Here is a 22,940-nt window from a genome sequence, read left to right on the forward strand (position 1 = left end):
TCGTCGTGCCCGTCGGATCCGAGCGCGAGATCGCAGCAGAGGAGGGCTCCCCTCGACTTCCAGTCCGCCGTCGCGGCCGGCCGGCTGTTCCTCCTCACGACGCCGGTCCGGCTCGCCGACAGACTCAGGCCCCGTCCGGTCGCCGACCCGGGTCTCCGGGGTCACCTGAGCCGGTGATCAGCGCGAGAGCCCCCTGGAGTCGGCGGACCGCATCCTCCGCCTCCGCATATTCCTCCGGACTCGGCAGGAAGGTGTCGAAGGTGCCGCCGGCGCCGGCGGGGAGAGCACGCCAGCGCAGGACCGGCTCAAGCGCGTTGGCAGCACCGGACAGGAACCAGGCCAGGCGTCCGCGAGTGCGAGCGAGGCAGGCCGCCAGGACGGCGAGCGCCTCCCGCAGGTGCTCCAGCCGCTTGATCTGCGGCAGCTCCTCCTGGATGTCCGACAGGCCGACAGCCTTCCGCAGCCCTGCCTCGGCCTCAAGAGCGAGTGCGTGGTCGCTCGGCAGCAGTTCCCACACCCGGCCCTGGATCTGCTGCTCGGCCTCCTCGGCGAGCACCGCGACGATTCTCCGCATGTCCATGCGTCCCACTGCTGCACGAACGCTTCTTGCCCAGGCTGACCGAAACGGTCCACCACGGAAGGTGCCGTGACCATCGGCCCGCCTCCGAGCGCGCCACTACGAAGGGGAGCCCATGCCCGCCAACGGTCTGAGCCACATTCGCGTCGCCCGCCCACCGCGCGACCTCGTGGCGGCGGAGGGTTTCTGGAGCCGAGGCCTCGGGCTGAACGTGCTGTACCGAACCGAGGGCGGCGACACGCCGGGAGAGCACGACCTGCTGACGGTCGGCTGGCCCGACGCCTCCTGGCACCTCGAACTCGTCCACGAGGCTGGTGGGCCCGTCGAGCCGCAGCCCACCACGGAAGACCTGCTCGTGATCTACCTCGACAACCAGGTACCCGAGGAACTTGTGACCCGCCTCGAGGCACACGGCGGCAAGCGTGTCCCGTCTCCCAACCCGTACTGGAACAAGTGGGGCATCACCGTCGAGGATCCGGACGGCTACCGGCTCGTGCTCTGCACGCGCGCGTGGTCCAACACCTGAGCCCGGGTTCTCGGGTTGCCGGGCTCGGTCGAGGTCAGCGGGACAGCATGCCGATGTTGTCGACGACGATCTCGCGAATCAGCAGAAAGACGAGTCGGTGGCCATCGGCCCCGTCCCGGCCCGTGCTCGGCTCGGAGGTGCAGTCGTTACTCGCGGGAGTCGGCGGCGGGCAGAACCAGGAGCTGCCAACCCCACCGCGAGCGACGGCGATCAGCCCTCCGACCGGTCACGATTCTGGCGCATAGGTGCAACCCGACGCGTAGAGCTGCGCATTGTTCACGGATACGGATGTGCACGTGGCGATCAGGTTGTGATCAGCGCCGGAAGTCCATATCCCGGTTCCGCCCAAGTACGGCACGATCACGTTGTCCAAGGCGAACGTGTAGGGCGCTCCCAGGTTGGTGAAGGAGCCGCCGCAGTTGCTCAGTGGCCCAAAGAATATGGACGTGAGCGTGGGGCCGTCGAAGCCGGGGCCGCTCGTCACGGTGGTGCAGTGACCCGTGGTTGCGGCCTGGGCAGCGGGCGCGCCCAGCACTGCGCTCCCTGCCACCGCCAGTCCGGCAATGCCGACGGCCAGAGTACGGCCTGACAGACTCCTCATGGATCCTCCCGAGTCGTGAGCGGTCAACCCCAGCCTGAACCACCCCGAGCGCCTGACACAGGGCAGATCCAGCCGTCCCGGCGCCGGCCACCATGAGTCAGCCCTCGACAGCCACAGCCGCCCCGGAGGCCCGATGAGTCTGGCAGCGCGGGATCCGCCGTCAGGACCACGCGATCGACCGCCGGGGCTAACCCGAGCACTGCATGTCCCCAGTTGTCGATGCCTCCTGCAGCACCGGTCGTTCGAGGACGAGTCCGAGCCGAGCGAGGCTCGTCGTTTCCCTCCTCCGCGGTGCCGGCTCAGGGACTCCGGACCGGGCCGGATGCCTCAGACGGGGGAAAGGATCTTGCGGACCGGGCCCTCGTGTTTGGCACTCGCCCGCTCTACGTAGGGCAGCAACGCCCGGCAGAGCACGGCCCAGTCGTGGCGGCTCAGGTTCGTCTTGGCGACGAGGCACTTGGCCCCGCTCTGGTCCACGACTCTGAGCACAGGTCCGTTCGGACCGCCGGGGAAGGCCTCGACCAGGACGAGCCGTTCCAGGTCGACGACCCTCCACAACGGGTTGCGGATCATCAGCCGCCCCTGGTCCACAAATGCGAGATACCAGACCTGCCAGAGGACGAGCAGCGAGCAGGAGGCCCCGCCCACCAGACAGATGTACTCGTGGAAGAGTCGGCTCCGACCCACTGTCAGCGCGCAGACGACGCCGATGACCAGAGGAATGAGAGACGACCAGAGCATCCGTGAGGAGGAGCCGAGGCGTACGGCGTCCGGCCCCAGGGAAGGCCTCACTATTCGGACCACTTCATGACCCTCCGTGCTCTCTACCGCCACAACGCCTGCTCGTTGTTCCCCTGCCCCCGTGGCGGTCAGGGGAAGGTGGTGGAGATTCGGGTCGATGGCGGGAAGGACGATCCCAACCACAGTCCCGGGAATGGTGCCGATGAGCGTCTTCGCCGGCCCGTCCACCAGCCCCGGAGAGGATGGGAAATGTTATCCCACGTAGCCGATCAGCCCACCCACCCACTCGTTCGACCGTCCTGGAAGGACCTGCTCCGGCCGTTGGGGCCGGCCGGAGCAGCGCTGGGCACACCGTCAGGAGGGCGCGTTCTCCAGGTTGGTGATGGCCCGGTCGACGTCCTGGACCTTGTACCACATGACGGTGCTCGAACCGTCTTCGAAGTTCATGGTCAGGATCACCTTGTGGCTGAGCAGGTCCCACGCTCCGCCGTCCGCGTAAGAATAGGTGACCGGGATGTTCTCCTGGCGGAACACCGGGTCCACCTGGTTCGCCGAGGCGTAGGCGGCGAGTTGCTTGATGAGTTCTGGGGTGAGGAACTCCTCCTCGACTTGGAGCAGGGTCTGCGCGCGCGTCCCCTTCGCTGCTTCGCGGTAGTGCCTGAAGAAGGTGACGACCTGATCCTCTGCCGGCGATGAGCGGTGGCGGGTGGTGGCGGTGTGTGCCGGGACCACCTGGTTGCCGATGGCCTGGGCGGGTGCGGTCAGCAGGCCGGAGCCGGCCAGCAGCGCCACGGTGCAGGTGCTGACCACGGCACCGCGCAGTTTCGTACGGTAGGACATGGAACGAGACTCCAAATTCTGCTCGGGGACAGCCCCCAGGCTTCCGATCCGTCCCTCCTGAGGGCACGCACGAACACGCCGGGCCACCCGGATGAGAAGCGCGGAAACGGTTCGCCATCCGCTGTCCGGCCTACAGTCCTAACCTGTCGCACGGGAGACCCTGGCAAGGGACGTTGCTGACCCACACTCCTGAGCGGACCCGGCGAAGTCTGCTGCTGATCCCATGACACTCCTGCTGGGCACGGAGCCGTCAGCTGAAAGGATCAGCAGTTGACTTCGTGCCATCCGCTTGGACTCCCCCGCCGAGCCGCCGGGCCCCACCAGGGCCGGAGCAGAACAGGCCGTTCGCGGTGGCGGCCGGGGCTGCCCCCAGAGTCAGACCCGGCCCATCCACGTGCCCGCTGTGGCAGCGTTACGGTGCCTCGCCGGCCTCGGCCCTCAGCTCAGCCCCGGAAGGAATCAGCCAGGCCCGCTCGATGGCGCCCTTCGGCTCGGCGCCGACGACCCTCCTGCCCGGGACGCGACGTGTCTCCCTCCAATCCGGCCGTGTTGTGACTGCGCATGGACTTGTCCGTGGTGCGCCCGGACCGGCGCATGATGGCTTTGACCAGCAGTTATGTGACGCAATCCTGGTTGGGTTGCGCTTGGGCAAGGCCGGGGCGTGATGCGCCGGGCGCTGTTGGATCCGTGTGAGGATTGCTGAACCAACCGGCGCACCTGCCCAGGCAGCCCCTTTCTCCTCGCCGCCGGGCCGGGGCCCTTCCCCACACAGGCGGCAAGGTGTTGAAGCCCGGGGAACGACCCGTAGGTGTCGGGCATCCCACCGTGTCTCGTGAACCCGAGACCTTCTCGGGATCACCCACCTGCCGGGCAGACCGGGCTGCCGCAAGCACATTCGTGCCCCGATCCAGCGACACGGGGCCGGACGGCGCACCGTCTTCGGCGAGCGCCATCGTCGAGAAACCAACGAGAGACCACATGAACACCACCACCTTGCGCATATCGGCCACCGCCCTTGTCTCGGCCGGGGCCCTGCTGGCTGCCTGCGCCCCAGCAGCGTTCGCCGACTCCGACCAGACCCCCTCGCAGGCCGCGGCACGGTCTGCGGTGGCGGTGGAGCGGACGACCGGGACCGCCGACATCGCCCCCGGCACCGCCGGTACCGTCCCGGCGACTGCGGCAGGTGTCATCACGTCGTCCGCGGACGACGGCAGCACCATCGGCATCACTCTGCCCGCCTCCGGCAAGGCCCGCGGTGTCGCCACCGGGAACGGCACCGTGGTCTATCCGGACGCCGACGGCTCTTCCGCCCTGGCTGTCCAGCGCACCACCGGGGGAGGCGTGCGCGCGCTGGCCGTCATCTCCGACGCCTCCGCACCCAAGGAGTACCGCTACGGCCTGGACCTGCCCGCCGGGGCCACCCTCCAGCAGCAGGAAGACGGCAGCGTCACCGTCATGAAGGAGGGCGAGGCACTCGGGGCGTTCCAGGCCCCGTGGGCCAAGGACGCCAACGGGACCGCCGTGCCCACCAGCTACCGGGTCCAGGACGGTGCACTCGTCCAGAGCGTGGCGTTCGACGCCGGCACGGCCTTCCCTGTGGTCGCCGACCCGACCTGGGCCGGATTCAAGAAGCGTGCCAAGAACGCCTTGAAGAGTTCGAACCGCTCCACCGTCGCGGGCGCAGTGGGCGGCTGCATCGTCGGCGCGGTGAGCACGGCCGGCGCCGGCTGCGGCCCGGGGGCGGCTGTGGGCGCGATCGGAGGATTCGCCAAGGGAGCCGTCGAAGGCTTCTTCAAATAAGCACGATCGCGAAAGGCTTGAGAACGTGTCCCGTACCAAGAAGCAAGACCCGAACACACCTCCGCGGTTCGGCTACGAGGCATCCCTGTGGGGCCTGGTCGCTGTCGGACTGATGGCCGGCTGGCTCCTACGGTGGGGCCTGCTCACCCTTCTGCCCCACCAGGGATGGGCAGACCCGGCAGCCACAGCCGTGGCCGTCGTCGTCGGAGCGGGCGCCGTCGGCCTACTCGCCCGCTGGTGGAACAGCAGGCAAAGGACCGGCACCACGAGCCGCCGGTGAGACCGCAGCGGTGCCGCAGAGCGCACGGAACTCGCGGCACCGCTCAGCCGCTGTGACCGGCGTGTACAGCCCATTCGTCGGTGGGCCCACAGCCTCGGATGGCACAGAAGGTGGCATAAGCGACATTGCAGACGTCAGCTCAGGCGGGCAGGCTGGTTGTGTGAGAACCCGCACCGTGCTCGTCGTGCTCTTCGACGGCGTGGACGCACTGGATGTGGTCAGCCCCGTCGAGGTGCTCACCGCCGCCAACGTCCACGTTGCCCGGACGACGTCCGACAAGGCGCCCTACAGCATCCGGACCGCGAGTCCGGGTGGCACCCCGGTGCGCAGTCCCAGCGGCCTCACCGTTGTGCCCGACACCGACCTGAACACCGCCACCGCCCCGCACACCCTCCTGGTGCCAGGACCGTACGGAGGATGGGGCGACCTGGCGCCCGACCCGCAGGTCGTGAACTGGCTCCGGCAGCACGCGGCACGCTGCCGGCGAATCGTCTCCATGTGCACCGGAGCGTTCCTGCTCGCGCAGGCCGGGCTCCTCACGGGACGGCGGGTCACCACCCACTGGAGCCAGGCCGACCGGCTGGCCCGGGCCTGCCCCGGGGCCCAGGTGGACCCGGACCCGATCTTCATCCGCGATGGCAGGGTCTCCACCTCCGCGGGCGGTATCAGCGTGATGGACCTCGCCCTGGCCCTGGTCGAAGAGGACCTCGGGCGCGAGGCCGCCCTGACCCTGGCCCGCTACCTGATCGTCTTCCTGCGCCGCCCCGGAAACCAGCGGCAGTTCAGCACCCACCTGCTGGCGCAGCTCGCCGACCGCCCGTCCCTGCGCGAAGTGCAGCACTGGATCGCCACCCATCCGGACGCGGACCTCACCGTAGACACCCTCGCCCAGCGCGCCAACCTCTCCGCCCGCCAGTTCACCCGTGCCTTCACCGCCGAGATCGGCACACCCCCCGGCCGGTACGTGGACCAGACCCGCCTGGAGACCGCCCGCCGCCTGCTGGAGGAAACCCGGGACAGCATCGAGCACGTCGCCCGCGCCAGCGGCTACCCCACCCCCGAGGCCATGCGCCGCGCCTTCCAGCGCACTCTCGACCTTTCCCCGGCCCAGTACCGCCAGCGCTTCGGGGACGTCCCTCAGTCGAGGAGCTGAACACGCCCCGGGGGCGTCTGCAGGTGGGCCCGCTGACGTATCGGCCGAAGTCGGCAGCAGCCCTGACCATGGCGGGCTACCGCGCCGAGAGCCGTTCACCGGCGGAGCCGGCCTTTCATCCGGAGGCCGTCGCGAACGCCCGGCCGATCGACGTGGGCGACCCGAACCGGACCGACCTCCTTGTTCGTGCCCTGAATGCCATGGAGTCCGCGCTGTTCGCCGTCGGGCGGCGCGATGAAGGATTCGTGGCCTGCCAGGAGATGGCAGCAGCGCGCGCGGGCTCGGGTCACTCACTCGGCCGGAGCCTGGCGCGGACGGTGGCCAGATCGTCCGCGCCGAGGCCGGCCGCGAGCAGGCAGGCCTCGGGGTCGAACGAGGTGAGCGTCTCCACGAGCGCTTCGCGCGCGGTGGTTCCCTCGCGGGCCAGGATCCGGTCGACCTCCATCTGCTCGTCCGCCCTGCCGAGATGGGCCCACAGCGCTGCGAGCCGGGAGGCGCTGAGCTCGTAGTCGGCGGCGATGTCCTCCGGCGCGACACGGGCGAGCGCGAGCAGTACAAGGGCGACCAGCCCGGTGCGGTCCCGGCCCGCACCGCAGTGCACGAGGACGCCGCCGGGCTGGGCACGGGCAACGGCGGTGACGGCGGCGGCGGCCGCGTGCGGGCGGAGTTCGAGGTGGGGCCGGAGGAACAGCGGGGTCCCGTCCAGGTGGCCCCACTCGTCCCACCACTCCTTTCCGACAAGCGCGTCGAGCGGCACCCGGGTGAAGTCGATCCCCTCGGGTCTCGGCAGCGAGGGCTTAGCCGTACCCTCGTTGCGCAGGTCGATGATGGTGCGGATGCCGTGCGCCTGAAGGGCGGCCCAGCCGGCGGCGGTCAGGCCGTCGATACTGTCGGAGCGGACCACGGCACCCCAGCGTGTCTCACCCCCGCCGGCAGTGCGTATCCCTCCGAGATCCCGGACGTTGAAGCTGCCCTCCCACCGCAGGTCGCGGTCGCAAGCGTCCACGACCGGCACGTCGGCCCGGTGGTGATCCTGAGTACTGGTCACGCGGTCCCCTCCTTGCGTCGGGCACGTTGCCCGGCCCCACTGATGCTGGGGCTTGCCCCCAGGTGAAGGTCAACCAGCGGCCTCCTGCGGTTCCACACCGCAGCTCATTTGTATGACGATCCGCAGGTGGAAGCCGGTTGTGCAGCCCCCTGTGGTCTTGGACACTCGTTCTTGCGCGGCGAGGGTCTTCTCCTGCAGCGAGACCTTCTACAACCGCCGCCGGCTACGCAGGCACCCCCACTGGGGGCTACCCGACCCCGCACATCGAGTACCTGGAGATCTTCCACAACCGCCGGCGCCGCCACTCATCACTCGGCATGCTCGCCCCGATCGAGTACGAGCTCCGCACCCCAACCACCTTGCCGGCAGCCCGGAACCACGCAAGCCGACTCCGGGAGACCCGGCGCACATCACGCTCTACGGCGAACCCGGTGCGGTTCACCGGGACGAGGACCGCTGAGGCTGTTGGCGGGGAGCTGATCGGACAGCTCGCCGGGACGGCGGCCGAGCAGCCCCGTGTGTGAAAGGGCATGTGGTCCTGCCCGCCCTCGCGGGTCCGGAGGGCGGGCAGGACCGCTGGTCTCACCGGGCTGCCGGGCCGGCGGTGAAGAACTCGACCATGTACTCCAGGCCGCGCTCGCCGAACATGTTGTCCAGGCTGTCGGCGGACTCGGTGGCGGACGCCTCACTGCGCGGGAAGAGCGCCGCCTCGTACGCGGCCAGGGCGGCCTCGGCGTCGCCGGGGTGCGCGGCGTGATGGCGCTTCTTGAATTTGGTTCTGACCGCGATTCCGTGAACCACTGATCTTGCTGATGCGGCCGGTGGGGCATCCTGGTGCGATGGATGATGCCGAGACGACGTGGCAGTCGTGGTTGTCTGGACTTGCTCCGGCGAAGCGGACTGAGGCGGAGTCGCTTCGGGCGCAGTTCGGGGCGCTCGGTGCGGCGGACGCTTCTGATTGGGCGAGGTCGCAGATCGAGGAGAACCAGCCGCAGCTGGCACGCTTCGTACTGCTCCGTTCGCTGTGGCGTGGTGCTATCGACAGTTGGGCAGGCCCGGGAGCGCTGGAGCAGGTGGCTGCGGCCCGGCGCCTGCTGGATGCGGGGGCTCTCGAACAGCACGGCGATGATCAAGAGGGTCGCGCAGTGCGGCCAGGCCCCGGCGGGCCTGGTAACGCGACAGTTCGCACGTCAGTATCAGCTGCATGAAGACCAGCCCAATCGGGGCGCACTCCATCAGCGCGGTCCGCAGCCGGTCGGCGTCGCGGCGCTTGTCCAGGAACGACCGGTAGGAGCGGATCGGGTCTTCCTTGAACACGGCTAATGGTGGAGTCGGGTACCGGAAGTCGCGGAATAGCCCGCAATTTGCCTTGTAGGTTGCGGGCCCGACGGGCCACTACACCCCACCGAACATGCGCTGCGGCAAGTTGACGAAAGATCGACAACTCTCATGGGCGTCGGGCACGCTCTCCCTGAGGAGATCACCCATCCCTGAGGAGTGCACCCATGCCGTTGGAGATGAACAAGACCGCCGCGGGCAGCGCCCAGACCGTCGGCGCGCCGGTCACGTACACGGTCACGCTGAACAACCCGGACGACGAGCCCATCACCACCAGCGTCACTGACAACCTGCAACTGGTCCTGCAATCCGCCTCATGGAACGACGACGCCTCCGCGACGACCGGCACCCCTGCGTTCGACGGCACCACCCTCACATGGAGGGTCACCGTCCCAGCCAACTCCTCCGCGGTGCTCACCTACAGCGTGACCCCCGAGTAGGGCCTGCCTCGGCGGCGACGCCCGAGGTGCGCATCTACTTCCGGTTGGGCCCCAAGGCCCGTGCCAGAACCCAGCCCTCACCTACGCGACCGGCATCCTGTTCAGGCCGCCCACTGCACCGTAGTCAGATTCTGCAGTTTGATCACATGCACAAACCGTGTCCGGCAGGATACGAAGAGCCACAAGCGCCGTGACCCCAACCAGGACTGCGGCGCCACCTGATTCAGCGAGGCTGAAGGAGCCCAAAGCAATGACCGACGTCACCGTGCCCCAGAAGGTCATCGACGAGTTCAACTCCCTGACCGCCGACGGGTTCGACACCTGGGTACTCACCCTCGAAAACGGCGAGGTCACCGGCCAGATCGCCAGCACGGAGGGGACCGCCAAGGACGACTTCCGCTCCGCCGTCTACGGCACGGTGGGCAACTTCGACAACGCCTACATCCTGCACGCGGTCACCGGCAACGACGGCCAGCTCAAGTGGATCCTCGCTTCCTGGGAGGAGACCACCGGCGAGGGCTGCGGCACCCCCGGGGACCGGACCGTCGGCACCGCGGAATCCGTTGCCCAGCAGCTCGGCGGGATCACCAAGACGTTCTCCTTCTTCTCCATCAACTTCCACACCGAGGACGAGTACCAGAGGTCCGGCATCGCCTCGAAGCTGGCCGACATCTAGCGATTGCCTCTGCGCGGTGCGGACCAGTGCCTGGCGCCCGCCACGCGCAGTCGCTCGGCCGGCCCCGCGATCCTCGCCAGCGGCCGCGCCGCGCGGGCGTCACTTCGTGTCGGACGGTGGATGCGGGGAGCGGGTCTTCATGCTGAATCGGCTGCTGATGGTGGCGGCGCAGGCCATCCCATCGATGATGCCGCCTCCATCCTCGGGGTCGAACAGCAGACTGCCGGGCATGGCCTCGGTGAGCAGGGTGGCGGTCGTGGTCCTTCCAGCACCGAAGGCGCCGTTGATCCAAATGATCATGCTGTTCCGGTGATCATCGGCGCTGGGAGACGCATCCGGCGGCTGAGAGCAGTCACAGGTCTCACTGCCGGCCTCTCCCCGCGAGCTCGGGGTGGAAGACGCCCGGCGACGCAGCCGCCCCGCCTGTCGACACCGGGGCTCAGCGCGCCCCCGGTGACCGACACCGGGGGCGCGCTGAGGCGTCCCACCTCGGATCTACCTGAGAGCGGTCTCCACAGCGTTGAGCAGTTGGCCGAGTGTGAAGTTCTTCCGCAGGACCGGGGCCCCGGGGAGCTGGGGTGAGGTCTCGGCGTCGTCGATGAAGACGACCGGGAAGTCTGGCTTCCGTTCACGGACCTCCTCTGCGAGGTCCTCGGCACCCAGACTGCCGGGCAGGTTCGTCGTGATCAGCAGCAGGCTGTGGCGCGTATCATCCGCCCAGAGCAGCGTGTGGGCGGAGTCTGCGGTGTCGGTGCCTTCGGCCGCGTAGTCGTTCTGCACGAGCAGTTCACTGGTGTTTCCCTGCGCATCGGCTCGTAGCCGACGACCAGAATCACGTCGTTGGCCATGGGGCTTCCTCCTGTTAGACCGGCGGTCCCGGCTCGCCGCCCACGTGAGGCTGAGCTGTCATGACCTACCAGCACCCTGCCTCATCCCGCATCGGCTACGCCAGGGTCTCCACCGGTGGACAGAAGCTCGACCGCCGGATCGACGCCCTCACCGCCGCCGGGTGCCGACGGATCTTCGCCGACAAGAGGTCCGGCAAGGACGACCACCGCGCCGAGCTGACGGCCTGCCACGCCTTCCTCCAGCCCGGCGACACCCTGGTGGTGCCCGCACTCGACCGCTACGGCCGCTCACTGAAGGACCTCGTGAACATGGTCGGCGAGCTACGGGGCCAAGGGATCGGCTTCTCCTCGCTGCACGAGCGCCTGGACACCACCACCCCCGGCGGCCGGCTCGTCTTCCACGTCTTCGCCGCCCTGGCCGAGTTCATCCGCGGGCTCATCGTCTCCGGCACCCGCGAGGGCCTGGACGCCGCCCGCGCACGCGGCCGCGTCGGCGGACGCCCCAGCGTCGCCACCCCCGAGATCATCCGAGCGGCGCGCGACATGCTCCCCAACCCCGAGAACTCGATCACCTCGATCGCCAAGCTCCTCGGCATCAGCCCCGGCACCCTCTACAACCACATCCCCGACCTGCAGGAACTCCGCACTGCCAGCCGCGTTCCGAAGCAGCTCACCTCAGGCTGAACTCCCGCTACTGCTCGTCCCGATCCGCCCCGCAGGCCTTGTCGTGACGGGCCGCTCCGATGTGGGTAGAGGGGACCGTGGGGCCGGAGCTGCCGGTCTCACCACGATCAGGAGGATCTGCCATGCCCCCCCAGCAGCGGTGCCGCACAACTGTTCGTCGACTCCAACTACGGTGGCGCGTCCATGACTCTGGGCGAAGCCAACGACAACATCCAGCACCTGGGCCAGGCAGACAGCGTCGGCAACGATCCAGTATCAGTGGCATCGGCTGCCACGTTATCGACCATCCCACCGATCACTGATCACCATCTCAGTCCTCAAAGACAGGCACTTACGAGTGAACACGCGCTCGCCGCGAACTGCTCGACAGGATCCGGCCACGGGCAGTGCCGCCCGCCCTACCGGGCCTCGGCCGGCTCGACCAGGCGGGCACGCACGCCGTCACGCGCGCAGAGCAGGGAAAGCGGCACTTCGAACGACACGGCCGGGAGGCCGGGGGGAGTGGTTACTGCTTGGTCTCCCCCGGGCGGCGGCGGTTCCAGAGTGCCACCGCCGAAGCGGCCGCGACGAGGAGTCCTGCCCAGCACATCCAGCGGGAGGCCTGCGTCTGGTCGAACGCGATGAGTGCCTCCGCGCTGCCGACGGCGTAGACGAGAAATACGCCCCAGCGTATCTGCTGCTGCGTGGTCACGAAATTACCTGCTCTCCTGCTTCGACTGCGCGAACTCTCCGCAGTCTACCCGACGGGAAGTCGGCGAACCGAATGCTCGATCGCACGGATTCCTCTGCGACGGCGCCGGCCGCGACCGCATTCTAAGGCGGCCGGCGCCGTGGAAACTGTGATAGGGCGAAAATCCCTAGTTGGTTTCCTGCGAGAACCCGGCGACTGAGGAGCGGATCGGAAACTTGACGGTGGAGGTCTGCCCCACCGGCTTCCAGGGGCCGTAGAGCTTGACCCGGATATCGTGCTGGTTCCCCTGGCCTCGTATATCGTCGCACGACAGGACCGATCGGTGATGGTTTACCATCTTTGCCCCCTTCACCTGCGGACCGATGATCATCGTGCAGGTCGAGGCGACCACCCCTCGACCCCAGTCCAACTTGATGTCGAGGCTGCACTTAGCCTGCGTCGCGGCGAGTGCCTCGCCCGGAAGCGCCAGCGTGAGGAACCCTCCCAGGAGCGGCGCCGTCATGACGGCGGCGATCATCCTTCGATTCCGCAGTGCCGACGACGAACGTCCAGCAGTATTCATTGAAATTATCCCCTGACCTGACAACGGCGAGATTCCCACCTGCCCCCCGTAGGACCGGCAATCGAGGTCGGCCGCCATCGTTCTTCTTCGCGTCGCCAGTTCGGCGCGCAGACAGGAAGATATCCGCTCCTGGATGTCCGGCGTTAATTCCGCGTCGCCCGATCAGGGTGCTTGGCGGCCCGCTAGCAGGGTGCTGACCCGGCTCAATCTCCCTGCGCTTCGGGGGAATTGCGGTTCAGATTCCCTCATGCGGCCAGGAAATGGCCTTGACCGACCGGCGTGAAAGGCAGGAATCCTGTCCTGAAAAGCTCGTAAACACGATCGTGCTGTGGCCTTCTTGAGGCGTCGCCAGTAGCAGATGATCGTGCAGCCCGGTGGGACGGAGGCGTAGTGGAGGTCGAGGTGGCGTTCCCAGCGGCCAGGCACGCCAGCAGGTCTCGGTCAGGTCGGCCCCTGCCAGGCGGGTTCCGCACAGGAGTGTCCCGGCCAGGTCGACTCCGAGGACCAGCGCACCCCAGAGCAAGGCAGTCCTGGCCCGCTGCCCGGAACGCGAAGCCACCGCTCGTCCGTGCCTTCGGCACCCTGCTCGCTACAGGCACCGACCGACTGGACACCGATGGTCACCTCGCATCTGACGGCGGGGGTCTACGGCCAGCTCCGGGCGGCGGTTGACCGCCAGCTGCTGCAGCGGGTCTGCGCCCGGCTCACGGGCCCGCTGCGAGGGCCCGCCCGAGCAGGGATCGGCCGGGCACCGATGGCTCGCTAGTGCGGTGACCGGGTGACTTCGCCGGGTTGTGGGTTGTGCAACGGAGAGGAGGGGGCATCCGCCCCAGCGGATGCCTTTCTCGCTGCGGATGCGGGCGCGTTCGCGGCGTTGGGCGGCGAGGACGTCGGGGTGGCGGGCGTGGGTGTTGCGCCATCGCAGGTAGGCGTGCAGGGCACGGGTCTGGGCGGTGTGGTTCGGGTGGTGGAGCAGTTCAGCCAGGCCGCCGATCTCATGCAGACGGACCCAGGCACCGCGGCCCGCATCCTCGACGAAAGCCTGCCCGGGAGAACCCCGCCCTTCTGGCGCAGGAGGAGCAGATCCGCCTGCACACCCTGCTGATGGCCTTCCTGGCCGAGTTCCTCATCAGCGCGCACGGAGCCCACTGGACCTGGACCGGCGACACGGCATCTCCCGGGCGTGGCCGCTGGGGCGTCTCCGGCCTCACTCACCCCCTGGGACACCAGGCTGCGCCAGTCGACGTGGCCGGCCTCGTTGGCAGCGCCCTTGCTACAGGCTCGACGATCAGTTTGACGGCCCTGATCAACGAGGCAGAGCGCAAGCCATGGGAGGTGCCAACGACGCCGATGCCCGGTCAAGGCAGGCGCATGCTCGGACCCGTCGGATTCAGCATTGCGACTTCCCGTTACTGGGGCGTCGTGCCCGAAGGGGCCCCGCCGATCGGCGGGGTACGGACAACCGAAGTGCGGGGTTGTCGCGGTGATCGATTCCGGGAGAGGATCACCGGACGACAAGGCGTGCCGTTGCGGCAGATACCGGGGGTATCGACGGCACCAGGCGCACGCGGGCATCCGGCGGCAAAGCGGCGCCCGTTGTCGATCCGGGGACCACGGCATTCGGGGGGCTGGTATGGACGTTTTCAACGGGGTGGGCGCTTTCGGCACGGTCTTCGGACTGGTGGGCCTCGCCTTCACAGCGATCGCCGTCATCATGATCGTCAGGATCCTGCGCAGAGCCGGCACGACCGGTGCCGCGCTGCGCAGCGGACTGGTGGCCGAGGGGCGCGTGCTCGACGTCTACCAGGCGCTCGAGGGACGCCACGACCACCGCCTCACGGTCCGACACGCCATCATCGGCTTTCGGGCGGCAAACGGGCAGGACTACCGGATCGACGACTCGTCCGGGCAACCACGGATCGTCGGCGACCACGTGCCGGTCAAGTACCTGCCCGGCAGCCCGGATCGGGGCGTCCCTGCCGACGCGCGGGGAGCAGGCACCGGTGGGATGCCAGCCGTCGTGCCGGTCATCATCCTCAGCGTCTTCGGGCTGATGGGCCTCTTCTTCGCGCTGATCGGCTTCGGCCTGGCCGGGATCGGCTTCTCGGTCGGCACCTCGACGCTTCCCACCTCCAACTTCCCGACCGGCTTCCCGAGCGCCGGCGGGTGAACAGCATTGCGGCATCAGCTACTGCGGTTTCAGCACCGGTTCGGCAGAATCACGTTGTCGCCGCGGGTCCGGTCCGGCCGGGTGCGCGGACGCCCGGTCCCGGTGCGGGCCACGTTCAGTGCCTGCACGAGCGGGGTGAACATCGGGCTGTCACCACGCCGGCCGGGCGAGGTCGGCCAGACCAGGGGTCGGCAGCGGTCGTCGGCCAGCAGGTGGACCTTGCTGGTCAGTCCGCCCCGGGAGCGTCCCAGGGCCTCGCGGCCCTCTCTGTCCACGCGTGTTCCGCCCCTTTTTTGGGGGTGGCCGGCCGGCGGAGCATGCCGGGCCCCGGCTGCGTGCTGGTGGGCCCGGCAGGTGGTGGAGTCTGCGTTGACCACCCACGAGCCGTCCGTGCCCCGGGCTGTGGCGTCCACACCGACCTGCAGGGCGCGCAGAATGTTCGACCAGGCGCCGTCGGCCGACCAGCAGCGGTGGCGTTCGTACAAGGTCTGCCATGATCCGTGGTGTTCGGGCAGGTCATGCCGGGGAATCCCGGTTCGCGTCCGGGAGAGCACCCCGTTGACCACGGTGCGATGGTCGGCCCACCGCCCGCCTGGAGCACCGGTCCCCGGCCGGTCCCGCACCGCGCGGACGGCATGGACACCAGCTCGCTGCCCGCGGACTACCAAGCCCGGGGTGTTCCCCAGGAGGGCTTCCCAGGCTGGTCCCGGGTGCTGGAGACGGCAGCTCGGAGTCTGCGCTGGGCATGGGGCCGGGCCTCAGGTCTTGTCCGTGCAGTCTCCGTGGGGTCAGCGGTCGCCCTCGTGGGGACTCTCATCTCATGTCAGCTCCCGGCATGTTGTGATCTTGATCGGTTCCGCCAGGAGTGATTCCACCGCGGCGGCGAGGTGCTGGGAGTGCGCGCTTCGGAAGTGGCGCTGGAGGTCTTCGGTGTGTCGCCACCGCTCGATGGCGATGAATTCCTCCGGGGTTTCGATGCTCTGCTGGATGGAGTAGTGCAGGCTTCCCTCCTCGTTCCGGGTGGGTTCGATGACCGCCTGGAGCAGTTGTGCGAGTTCTGCCTCCTTGCCCGCCCTGGCGACGACCCGGCCCACAACCGTTACTTCACTCATCGGCTTCGCCTCTCTCGGTGTTCCGTTTGCGTGTTGTTCCGTTCGGATGGACGCTCTCCGCCCTTCCTGGCGGACCGGCTCTTCAGGTTCTCCGCTGTCGCCGTCCGACCGCGGGGGTGTGTCCATGGGCAGCGCCGATGGGGAGTGCGGGGAAGACCATGAACGGGTCGTCGAACAGGGAGGAGAGCCGTCGATCGGCGGTGTCGAGCAGACCGTGGTCCTGGAACGACGGTGCGAGGCGGGCGAGCGTGAGCGCGTAGAAGCCGCGTTTTCCACCGGAGACGAGGGGGTGTCGCCGCTGGTGGGTGATGCCCTCCAGACCCTGGGCGGCGAGGAGCACCGGGAGGGTGCTGCCGAGTTCGGGGTGTGCTCCGGCGAGTGTCATCAGCCGGTGCACCGCGGTTGCGAACTCCAGGAAGGCTGTGGCCGCCCTTCTGTCCGGGGCGTGTTTGGCGGCGATGGCGAGTGTCTCGCGACTGACGTCGATCGCTTCGGCGAAGAGCTGCCCGTGTGGTGCCAGCGAGGGGATCAGCCGGGCCAGGACGGATTCGGGGTCCGGCAGATGCTCCAGTACGGATCTGGCGTGGATCAGATCCCAGGAACCTGGTGGCAGAGGGCCTGCGGTGACGTCGTGTTCGATCACTTCGACCCCGGGATGTGCGATGTTCCTCAGAAATCGCGGATCGCTGTCGGTTGCCACCACTCTTCCGGTCTCTCCGGCGAGAGATGCCAGGAGACGGGCGATACTGCCCGCTCCCGCGCCGACTTCGAGGCATGACCACCCGGGCGCCGGGTTCAGCCGGGTGAGGATCTCCTCGGTTCCGGGGTCGTAGACCTGCTCGATCGTGCGCAGGCGGTCGAATTCGAGATCCGCTCGGGCGGCTGAATCCAGAACGTAGGGGGCGGGTTGCGGACGGTCCGGGTCGGTCATGGTCTGCCTCTCTGGTTCCTCCGGGCCCGACGAGCGGTGCAGGGCCGCCGACGCGAGCACGAGCAGCCCGGATCAGGGTCCCGCCGGTCATCCGACATGTATGCCGAGTGAGCGAAGATGGCTGGTCACCTCACTTGGAGTCTCGGTAGCCAGCGAGATGTATCCGTCCGGTCGTACGAGGAACAGGCCGTGCGGTGCGTACGCGCGGGAGGCGAACCCCGCGGGGTCCGAGACGTCGTGGCCGACGCGCACCACGCGGATCACCGCGGGACCCCGGGCGCTGACAGGCTGGATGGGCGCACTTCCGAAGGAAAGAAGGGTGAAGTGGGGTCCGCGGAAGAGGTCGAAGAGACGTACCGGGGCTCCGCCACGGTCGGTACAAGGGGCGTCCGGAGCGCGGTCCCCCGCGTGGAGGGCTTCCTCGACGAGAGCGGGGCGCATCTCCGCGTTGGGTGGAACACCCCGGTATCCGAGTGCCAGATGGTGCGTGGTGCGGTCACGGCGCGCGGCCAGCTCCCTGACCCGACCCGCCCCTTGGTGGATGCGGGTGCTCACTCCCAGCACCTCCGCCGCAGCGGGCCGGCGCTCCGCCTCGTAGGAGTCCAGGAGCGAGGGTGCTGCCTGGCCGGTTGCCGCGAGCGCCAGTTTCCAGCCCAGGTTGTAGGCGTCCTGGATGCTCGCGTTGATGCCCTGGCCGCCCGCCGGGGAATGAACATGCGCGGAGTCACCGGCCAGGAACACCCGGCCGACCCGGAAGTGCTCCGCCAGCGCTGCTCGTGCCCGGAAGACCGATGACCACAGCACCTTCCGCACCGGCACTCCCGTGCGGGCAGCCACCAGTTCGCGGACCCGCTCGGGAGCGGGGTCGGGGGTTCCCGTCGCGAACCGTGCGATGACCTGGAAGTAGTCCGTTCTGGCGACGGGACAGATCGCGGTCATGATGCCGACCGCGTCACCCCAGGTGTGCCAGTGCTCGCGGTCCAGTCCGGGAATATCGGCATCGGCCACGAGCAGCGGCCGGGTGTCCACGTCTTCGCGGTCGAACCTCACACCCAGGATTTTCCGTACGGTGCTGCCGCCCCCGTCTGCCCCGACCAGGTAGTCGGCCGCGATCTCCCGCGTACCTCCGTCGGTCCGGACAACCTGGGCCAGCACGCCGGCCTCGTCCTGGGAGAATCCGTCGAGCCGCGCTCCGAACTCGACACGGTGGCCCAGATGCAGCAGTCGCTCGCGAAGCAGTTCCTGGGTACGCGACTGAGGAAGCATCAGGGGCTCGGCATAGGGCGTGGCCCCGGTGGGCTCGCCACGGGCGATGACGTCCCACTCCCTGACGATCCTTCCCTCCTCCCAGGCCACCATCGGCGGCAGCGGCGCTCCCTCCGCCTGTACGGAGTCGATGATTCCGAGGTCGTCGAAGATCTCCAGGGTGCGCGGCTGGAGACCCTTGCCCCGTGATCCCGGAAAGGGACCCGCGCCGGCGTCGATGATCCGGAAGTCGACGTGCCGACGGGCCAGTTCCACCGCCAGGACCAGTCCGGCAGGTCCTCCTCCGGCAATCAGAACAGATGTGTGGTGGCGATTACTGTCCACGGCATGTCCCCTTTCCGGTCCTCCGTCATCGTGATGTGGAGGAGGTCGCTGCCGGCTGTACGCGGTTTCCCCCTTCTGGCGGTTCAGGCAGCCAGGAGCCGTCCTTCCACGGTGGGATCGAAGGTGAGGGTGAGTGATTCGGGGCCGCGGGAGTAGAAGCCGGTCTCTTCGTAGGAGGCGTCCTCGGGGAAGCCGATGTTCTCCATGAGGGCCAGCAGCATCGTCACGACCGTCTCCAGTTCCCTGCGCGCGAATGCGGCCCCGACGCACGAGTGCATGCCCGCGCCGAACCCGAAGTGGGTAGCGGCGGCGGTGAAGGACCGTTCGGGACCGAGGTCGGTGCGCTGGAGGTCGAAGGTGTCGGGCCGTTCGAAGACACGCGGGTCGCGGTTGGCGGCGGCGAGCATGCACCAGACCATGGTCTCGGCGGGTATGGCGACACCGGAGATCTCGACGTTCTCCGCTGTCCTGCGGGGGATCAGTTGCACCGGCGGTGTGTAACGGAGCGTCTCCGCGATGGCGTTGGTCACCAGTCCGGGATCGCCGCGGACCAGGGCCATCTGATCGGGGTGGGTGATCAGATGCCGGAACAGCAGGGCCAGTGTCTTGTCCGCCGGTTCGGTCGCGGCGAGGAGCACGTTGTGGCACAGAGCGGTGACCTCGTGCAGGCTCATCCTCCCGCTCTCGTACTCCGTGTGGCACATCAGCGAGATCACATCCTGGCCGGGGTTCTCGCGCCGTTCCTTGATGAAGGGCCGCAGATAGTCCTCCAGCCGGCGGGCGCACTGGACGCAATGCCGGTATCGCTCCTCGGTCAGAGTGACGCTCGTCACGAATTCGGCCACGCCCTGGAACCAGGAGTGCACATTCCGCCAGTTGTCCTTGGGCAGTCCAAGACTGTCCAGCGCGACCCAGATCGCCAGCTGCTGTCCGAAGTCCTTCACCAGGTCGAACCGGCCGCGCCGCAGATGGGGGCGGATGAGCTGCTCCACGTTGCGGCGGATGAGCGGGATCTGGTCTTCCAGCATCGGCCCGGTGTATCCGCGGATCATTGTCCGGTGTTTGGCGGTGTGTTCGGCGCCGGTCATCTGTGCCAGGACGCGACCGCGCATGACCGGCTCGGCCCGTTCCCGTAAGGCTTGGGTGGTGAAGGTCTGGTCCTCGGTCAGAACCCGGCGAACGTCTTCGTGCCGGCTCAGGAAGTAGGCACCGATGCCGGGTTCGTAGTGGACGGGGTCGTTCTCCCGCAGCTGGGGATACCAGGCGTACGGGTCCCGGGCGAACTTGTCGGACAGGACGCTGATGATGCGGGCAGTCGGATGCATGGTGTTCTCCTCTCATCGGGTTGGCCGTCACCAGGCCACGGGCAGACAGGCGGGACGGATGAACGTCAGATCATTTCTCCAGGGAATCTCGTGTTCATCCACGGCCAGGCGCAGTTGTGGGAAGCGCTCGAACAGGGCGGGGCAGACGATGGTGAGAACCAGCCTGCTGAGGGCGTCGTCTGCCAGGGGGCCAGGATCCGTGCGAAGGTCTGTGGACCCGGCGTCCGGACGATGGATGTCGAATTTCGCCGGGGTGGGGTAGTGCTCCTCGTCCCAGGCCGCGCCGAGGGGCGAGGCGCATACCGCGTCTCGGGCCTTGATCAGGGTGCCGTGTAGTTCCAGGTCTCTGAGCGCGATATGGGTGGGGCCGAGCACCGTGCCCGGGTGGTAGCGGCGGAGTTCCCCGGCTGCCGCCCGCCACAGCACTGGATCGCGCAGGCACTCCCGTAGCGGTTTGGGGTGGAGCAGGAGAGTGAACGGTCCGGTCAGCAATGCCGAGAAGAGTGACCTCGCGCACCGGACGAGCAAGCCTGTCACCACGGTGTGCGACGGTTCAGTGTCGGCCTCCCGCTGTTCGCGGGCTTTAAAGGGCGTACCGGCGGCATTACCGCGGACGGGGCCATCCCGGAGGTGCTCTGTGAGCGAGTGCAGGACCGGGTGCCCGACAGCCGAATTTCCTGTCGGCTCTTCCTGGATCAGAAGGTTCCGCAATTCCTGGGGATCGAATGACAGCCCGAAGACATCGCGGCACACGGCGGCTGTTAGCGGCGCTGCCAGTTTTTCCAGCAGATCGGCAGGGTTGTTCCCGGTTTCCATGGCGTCCAGGACGAGACCCGTCTGTTTCACGATCGAGGCCCGGTGGGATTCCACCGCCCACGTCGCGCAATACTCGGCGCCCGGCTGCCCGGCCCGCGAGCGCGCTGCCCCGCTGATCCCGGCCGGAGGGGGAAGTGCTTCAGCGGCATCGCTCAGCCGCACGAGGTCCGGGTCGGTGAATACTCGAAGGATGTCGTCCCGGCGGGAGATCATCCACAGCCGGGATCCGCCCGGAAGCTCGACCGGGCAGACCGGCTGCCGTCGGCGTGCCCAGTGGATCACGGGCGGAGGCGTGCCCAGGGGGCCCAGCACGAAGGGAAACCTCAACGGTATTTCCGGTGTCCTCGCCGGCATCGGGAGCTGCCTGAGCTGCCTCATCACGAACCACCCGGCAGTACAGGCTCGGCCACCACGAACCCCTGTTGTGCAGCTGACCGCAGCCCGGTCGCCGGACCGGCGAGCAGGGCTGCGGCGAGCTCGATCCGCCGGTGGTAGACGAACACCGAAGAAGCCACGTCAAAGATCGACGGGCTGTCCACGATCAGCGGCAACTCTGCGATCGGATAAGTGACGCAGGCGTCGATCTGCTCCTCACCGGGCTCCGTATCCGCGATGGACCGGACCGCTCCCCGGGCAACCGCCCGGCAGGCCGCCCTGAGGGCGGGATCGACTCGGTATGCCGCTCTGGCCCGCTCACGCAACGCCACGTACTCGGGTCGGCTCATCAGCTGAGTCCAGGTATGGACGCGCCGTTCCGGCGTGGACACACCGGCACGCGACAGCGCCAGCACCGCGGGATTCCTGAGCTGGTTCACAGCTCGCCGCACACGCCCCACTGCCTCCAGCGGCCTGACGCCCGCAGCGGTGAGGGTATGTGCCGCCTCGAATCCGGGAACGAGAACGTCGACCCTCGTGAAATGTCCGGCTGCCCACTGGACCAACGCCTCCACCCGGCATGGTGTGTAGTAGCCGTTGAACGGGCTCAGACCCACGACGCAGTGGTCGGAGGCATCGGCGATCCGACGGCAATTCTCGCTCTGTGGTCGAATCAGGAAATCCACGGTCACCATCGCTGACCTGCATCTGTATGCCACGTTCTCATGCCAGTACCTTTCCCGGTCGCCAGGTCTGAAAGTCCGCCATGAAGTGGGCGGCCCGAAGAGAGAAGGCCGTCACGCCAGAATTCACACCGAATTCTCTGCCCGAACGGCTCAGGTCATTTTGAGACGAAACCTGTCTTCTCGTCACGGCAGCCCTGCGGGCGGCGCCAATACAACTCGACGGTCGAGCCGTGCGCATCACCCGTGATCACTCCGCAGTGCGCCGACGCCTCCTCGCCGCGCTGCTACACACTACAGGATGTTATGAACATTCGATAGCCCTTATTGCTGTATTAGTTTGGGCCCGGGAGGCCGCCCTCGATGGGCAGTGGAAATCGTTATTGCGTTCTTTGATGACATTTAGTTCGAATACAATTTCCCTCGGCTGCATTTCGAGCCCGTCGGCACGATCCTCGCCATCCACGGATCTTCCTCACCGAGGTCCGCTCGGCTCGGCGGCACCACCCGCACGTCGGCAACCGTGTGGTGATGTCGACGCCTACGCCTGGGGCCTCGCGCCTTGGCACCGGCCGTGCGTGCTGCCCACCGCGCCCCCGATGGCCAGGCCACTTCGGCCCCGACCTCCCCGGGTTGTTCGCGGAACACACCCTCGGCGACGACATCTTCGCCATTCGTGGCGACGGCAGGCACACCGTGCCGCGCTTCCCCGAATGCCGGCCCTTGGGCCGGCTGGTACTCACCGCCTCCGGCGGCTGCAGCGTCGTCCCCACGAAGGAGCGCTTGTGGCCGCTGTCGCTCCGCAACCCGTGACGATCTGCCGCTGATCACAGACGTCCACGCGTTCGGGGTCGCCCGCCCCGAACGCGGGATCGCCTTACCGACTGCTCCGGCTGAGCACCGGAGAACACGCATGCGGCTCGTGCGTGCCCTGATCGTGGCGATCGACACCGCGATCTCCCGCCCGCGGACGATCACCAGAGCACGATCAAGCCCGTGACCTGCCCGAGCACCCTGCCCCTGCACCACGCCGGCGCCCGTGACCTGTGGATTTCAGGATGGAATCAGCTCACTGGGCATTCGTCAGTTCATGCCGACCCACCATGACTGGGCTCATGCCCGGAGCAGCAGTA

General features: G+C 68.1%; 23 protein-coding genes and 3 pseudogenes. 8 read left to right on the forward strand and 18 right to left on the reverse strand.

Translation table 11 applies throughout. From position 1 onward, the window contains the following. Positions 1-124: 124 nt before the first annotated feature. Positions 125-580: a hypothetical protein gene (locus tag BS75_RS00235; protein WP_042440593.1), complete on the reverse strand. Its 456-nt coding sequence runs from the start codon at positions 578-580 to the stop codon at positions 125-127. Positions 581-692: 112 nt separating this feature from the next. Here BS75_RS00235 and BS75_RS00240 point away from each other — a divergent pair, with 112 nt between their 5' ends. After that, a complete protein-coding gene (locus tag BS75_RS00240) occupies positions 693-1,103 on the forward strand; it encodes a VOC family protein (protein WP_034086720.1) in 411 nt (136 codons plus the stop codon). Between the two features lie 226 nt (positions 1,104-1,329). Here BS75_RS00240 and BS75_RS00245 read toward each other — a convergent pair whose 3' ends face one another. From BS75_RS00245 to BS75_RS00255, 3 genes are all read right to left on the reverse strand, one after another. Beyond that, on the reverse strand, positions 1,330-1,704 hold the full coding sequence (locus tag BS75_RS00245; RefSeq protein WP_152646267.1) for a hypothetical protein: 375 nt from the start codon (positions 1,702-1,704) through the stop codon (positions 1,330-1,332). 327 nt (positions 1,705-2,031) lie between these two features. Beyond that, positions 2,032-2,445 carry a hypothetical protein gene (locus BS75_RS00250; protein ID WP_034086722.1) on the reverse strand — a complete coding sequence of 138 codons (414 nt, stop codon included), beginning with the start codon at positions 2,443-2,445 and terminating at the stop codon, positions 2,032-2,034. 354 nt (positions 2,446-2,799) lie between these two features. After that, positions 2,800-3,285 carry a hypothetical protein gene (locus BS75_RS00255; protein ID WP_034086723.1) on the reverse strand — a complete coding sequence of 162 codons (486 nt, stop codon included), beginning with the start codon at positions 3,283-3,285 and terminating at the stop codon, positions 2,800-2,802. 978 nt (positions 3,286-4,263) lie between these two features. Here BS75_RS00255 and BS75_RS43815 point away from each other — a divergent pair. Together BS75_RS43815 and BS75_RS00265 are read left to right on the forward strand one after the other, a co-directional pair. Then, positions 4,264-5,085 carry a hypothetical protein gene (locus tag BS75_RS43815; RefSeq protein WP_052069062.1) on the forward strand — a complete coding sequence of 274 codons (822 nt, stop codon included), beginning with the start codon at positions 4,264-4,266 and terminating at the stop codon, positions 5,083-5,085. A gap of 440 nt (positions 5,086-5,525) precedes the next feature. Further along, complete coding sequence (locus BS75_RS00265; RefSeq protein ID WP_034086724.1) at positions 5,526-6,518, forward strand: GlxA family transcriptional regulator; 993 nt, start codon at positions 5,526-5,528, stop codon at positions 6,516-6,518. 286 nt (positions 6,519-6,804) lie between these two features. Here the strand turns inward: BS75_RS00265 and BS75_RS00270 are convergent, their stop codons facing one another. After that, entirely contained in the window at positions 6,805-7,566 is a 762-nt protein-coding gene (locus tag BS75_RS00270; protein ID WP_231607633.1) for a tyrosine-protein phosphatase, read from the reverse strand. A 582-nt stretch (positions 7,567-8,148) separates the two neighbouring features. Continuing rightward, positions 8,149-8,319: pseudogene (locus BS75_RS00275) on the reverse strand (FAD-dependent monooxygenase); the annotation flags it as partial. A gap of 752 nt (positions 8,320-9,071) precedes the next feature. Between BS75_RS00275 and BS75_RS00280 the strand changes: the two are divergent. Next, positions 9,072-9,344, forward strand: a complete 273-nt coding sequence (locus tag BS75_RS00280; protein WP_034086726.1) for a DUF7927 domain-containing protein — start codon at positions 9,072-9,074, stop codon at positions 9,342-9,344. Positions 9,345-9,594: 250 nt separating this feature from the next. Next, entirely contained in the window at positions 9,595-10,020 is a 426-nt protein-coding gene (locus BS75_RS00285) for a hypothetical protein (RefSeq protein ID WP_034086727.1), read from the forward strand. Between the two features lie 180 nt (positions 10,021-10,200). Here BS75_RS00285 and BS75_RS52020 read toward each other — a convergent pair. Continuing rightward, positions 10,201-10,320, reverse strand: a pseudogene (locus tag BS75_RS52020) (ATP/GTP-binding protein); the annotation flags it as partial. A gap of 195 nt (positions 10,321-10,515) precedes the next feature. Beyond that, complete coding sequence (locus BS75_RS00295) at positions 10,516-10,800, reverse strand: response regulator (protein ID WP_052069063.1); 285 nt, start codon at positions 10,798-10,800, stop codon at positions 10,516-10,518. 128 nt (positions 10,801-10,928) lie between these two features. On the opposite strand from BS75_RS00295, the gene BS75_RS00300 reads away from it, so the two are divergent. Beyond that, positions 10,929-11,552 (forward strand): recombinase family protein, encoded by a 624-nt coding sequence (locus BS75_RS00300; RefSeq protein WP_034086729.1) that lies wholly within the window; start codon positions 10,929-10,931, stop codon positions 11,550-11,552. A gap of 505 nt (positions 11,553-12,057) precedes the next feature. Here BS75_RS00300 and BS75_RS00305 read toward each other — a convergent pair. The 3 genes and pseudogenes from BS75_RS00305 to BS75_RS52025 all read right to left on the reverse strand — a co-directional run. Further along, positions 12,058-12,243, reverse strand: coding sequence for a hypothetical protein (locus BS75_RS00305; protein WP_034086730.1), 186 nt, complete (start codon positions 12,241-12,243; stop codon positions 12,058-12,060). A 166-nt stretch (positions 12,244-12,409) separates the two neighbouring features. Next, the gene (locus BS75_RS00310; RefSeq protein WP_034086731.1) at positions 12,410-12,760 is read right to left on the reverse strand and encodes a hypothetical protein; all 351 of its coding nucleotides are present in this window, start codon (positions 12,758-12,760) and stop codon (positions 12,410-12,412) included. Between the two features lie 868 nt (positions 12,761-13,628). Continuing rightward, a pseudogene (locus BS75_RS52025) lies at positions 13,629-13,775 on the reverse strand (IS630 family transposase); the annotation flags it as partial. Between the two features lie 663 nt (positions 13,776-14,438). On the opposite strand from BS75_RS52025, the gene BS75_RS00320 reads away from it, so the two are divergent. Then, positions 14,439-14,975 carry a DUF3592 domain-containing protein gene (locus BS75_RS00320; RefSeq protein ID WP_034086733.1) on the forward strand — a complete coding sequence of 179 codons (537 nt, stop codon included), beginning with the start codon at positions 14,439-14,441 and terminating at the stop codon, positions 14,973-14,975. Positions 14,976-15,004: 29 nt separating this feature from the next. Here BS75_RS00320 and BS75_RS45795 read toward each other — a convergent pair whose 3' ends face one another. From BS75_RS45795 to BS75_RS00355, 7 genes are all read right to left on the reverse strand, one after another. Next, complete coding sequence (locus BS75_RS45795; RefSeq protein ID WP_267970545.1) at positions 15,005-15,598, reverse strand: IS5 family transposase; 594 nt, start codon at positions 15,596-15,598, stop codon at positions 15,005-15,007. 195 nt (positions 15,599-15,793) lie between these two features. Then, positions 15,794-16,087 (reverse strand): putative quinol monooxygenase, encoded by a 294-nt coding sequence (locus BS75_RS00330; RefSeq protein ID WP_034086734.1) that lies wholly within the window; start codon positions 16,085-16,087, stop codon positions 15,794-15,796. An 82-nt stretch (positions 16,088-16,169) separates the two neighbouring features. After that, positions 16,170-17,018: a class I SAM-dependent methyltransferase gene (locus BS75_RS43820; RefSeq protein ID WP_052069065.1), complete on the reverse strand. Its 849-nt coding sequence runs from the start codon at positions 17,016-17,018 to the stop codon at positions 16,170-16,172. An 87-nt stretch (positions 17,019-17,105) separates the two neighbouring features. Continuing rightward, positions 17,106-18,608, reverse strand: coding sequence for an FAD-dependent monooxygenase (locus tag BS75_RS00340; protein WP_034086735.1), 1,503 nt, complete (start codon positions 18,606-18,608; stop codon positions 17,106-17,108). An 83-nt stretch (positions 18,609-18,691) separates the two neighbouring features. Further along, entirely contained in the window at positions 18,692-19,933 is a 1,242-nt protein-coding gene (locus tag BS75_RS00345) for a cytochrome P450 (RefSeq protein WP_034086736.1), read from the reverse strand. 27 nt (positions 19,934-19,960) lie between these two features. Then, complete coding sequence (locus tag BS75_RS00350) at positions 19,961-21,031, reverse strand: cytochrome P450 (protein WP_160312320.1); 1,071 nt, start codon at positions 21,029-21,031, stop codon at positions 19,961-19,963. Positions 21,032-21,126: 95 nt separating this feature from the next. Beyond that, positions 21,127-21,819, reverse strand: a complete 693-nt coding sequence (locus BS75_RS00355) for a tRNA-dependent cyclodipeptide synthase (protein WP_034086738.1) — start codon at positions 21,817-21,819, stop codon at positions 21,127-21,129. A gap of 621 nt (positions 21,820-22,440) precedes the next feature. Here BS75_RS00355 and BS75_RS00360 point away from each other — a divergent pair. Beyond that, on the forward strand, positions 22,441-22,620 hold the full coding sequence (locus BS75_RS00360) for a hypothetical protein (RefSeq protein ID WP_034086739.1): 180 nt from the start codon (positions 22,441-22,443) through the stop codon (positions 22,618-22,620). Positions 22,621-22,940: the final 320 nt, after the last annotated feature.

It is taken from the genome of Streptacidiphilus albus JL83 (genome assembly GCF_000744705.1).
Classification (GTDB): Bacteria; Actinomycetota; Actinomycetes; order Streptomycetales; family Streptomycetaceae; genus Streptacidiphilus; species Streptacidiphilus albus.

What these genes read in the sequence shown, in the direction of transcription:
- BS75_RS00235 (WP_042440593.1), bottom strand. Translation starts at nt 580, where the DNA reads ATGGACATGCGGAGAATCGTCGCGGTGCTCGCCGAGGAGGCCGAGCAG.
- BS75_RS00240 (WP_034086720.1), top strand. Translation starts at nt 693, where the DNA reads ATGCCCGCCAACGGTCTGAGCCACATTCGCGTCGCCCGCCCACCGCGC.
- BS75_RS00245 (WP_152646267.1), bottom strand. Translation starts at nt 1,704, where the DNA reads ATGAGGAGTCTGTCAGGCCGTACTCTGGCCGTCGGCATTGCCGGACTG.
- BS75_RS00250 (WP_034086722.1), bottom strand. Translation starts at nt 2,445, where the DNA reads ATGCTCTGGTCGTCTCTCATTCCTCTGGTCATCGGCGTCGTCTGCGCG.
- BS75_RS00255 (WP_034086723.1), bottom strand. Translation starts at nt 3,285, where the DNA reads ATGTCCTACCGTACGAAACTGCGCGGTGCCGTGGTCAGCACCTGCACC.
- BS75_RS43815 (WP_052069062.1), top strand. Translation starts at nt 4,264, where the DNA reads ATGAACACCACCACCTTGCGCATATCGGCCACCGCCCTTGTCTCGGCC.
- BS75_RS00280 (WP_034086726.1), top strand. Translation starts at nt 9,072, where the DNA reads ATGCCGTTGGAGATGAACAAGACCGCCGCGGGCAGCGCCCAGACCGTC.
- BS75_RS00285 (WP_034086727.1), top strand. Translation starts at nt 9,595, where the DNA reads ATGACCGACGTCACCGTGCCCCAGAAGGTCATCGACGAGTTCAACTCC.
- BS75_RS00300 (WP_034086729.1), top strand. Translation starts at nt 10,929, where the DNA reads ATGACCTACCAGCACCCTGCCTCATCCCGCATCGGCTACGCCAGGGTC.
- BS75_RS00310 (WP_034086731.1), bottom strand. Translation starts at nt 12,760, where the DNA reads ATGATCGCCGCCGTCATGACGGCGCCGCTCCTGGGAGGGTTCCTCACG.
- BS75_RS00320 (WP_034086733.1), top strand. Translation starts at nt 14,439, where the DNA reads ATGGACGTTTTCAACGGGGTGGGCGCTTTCGGCACGGTCTTCGGACTG.
- BS75_RS00330 (WP_034086734.1), bottom strand. Translation starts at nt 16,087, where the DNA reads ATGAGTGAAGTAACGGTTGTGGGCCGGGTCGTCGCCAGGGCGGGCAAG.
- BS75_RS43820 (WP_052069065.1), bottom strand. Translation starts at nt 17,018, where the DNA reads ATGACCGACCCGGACCGTCCGCAACCCGCCCCCTACGTTCTGGATTCA.
- BS75_RS00345 (WP_034086736.1), bottom strand. Translation starts at nt 19,933, where the DNA reads ATGCATCCGACTGCCCGCATCATCAGCGTCCTGTCCGACAAGTTCGCC.
- BS75_RS00355 (WP_034086738.1), bottom strand. Translation starts at nt 21,819, where the DNA reads ATGGTGACCGTGGATTTCCTGATTCGACCACAGAGCGAGAATTGCCGT.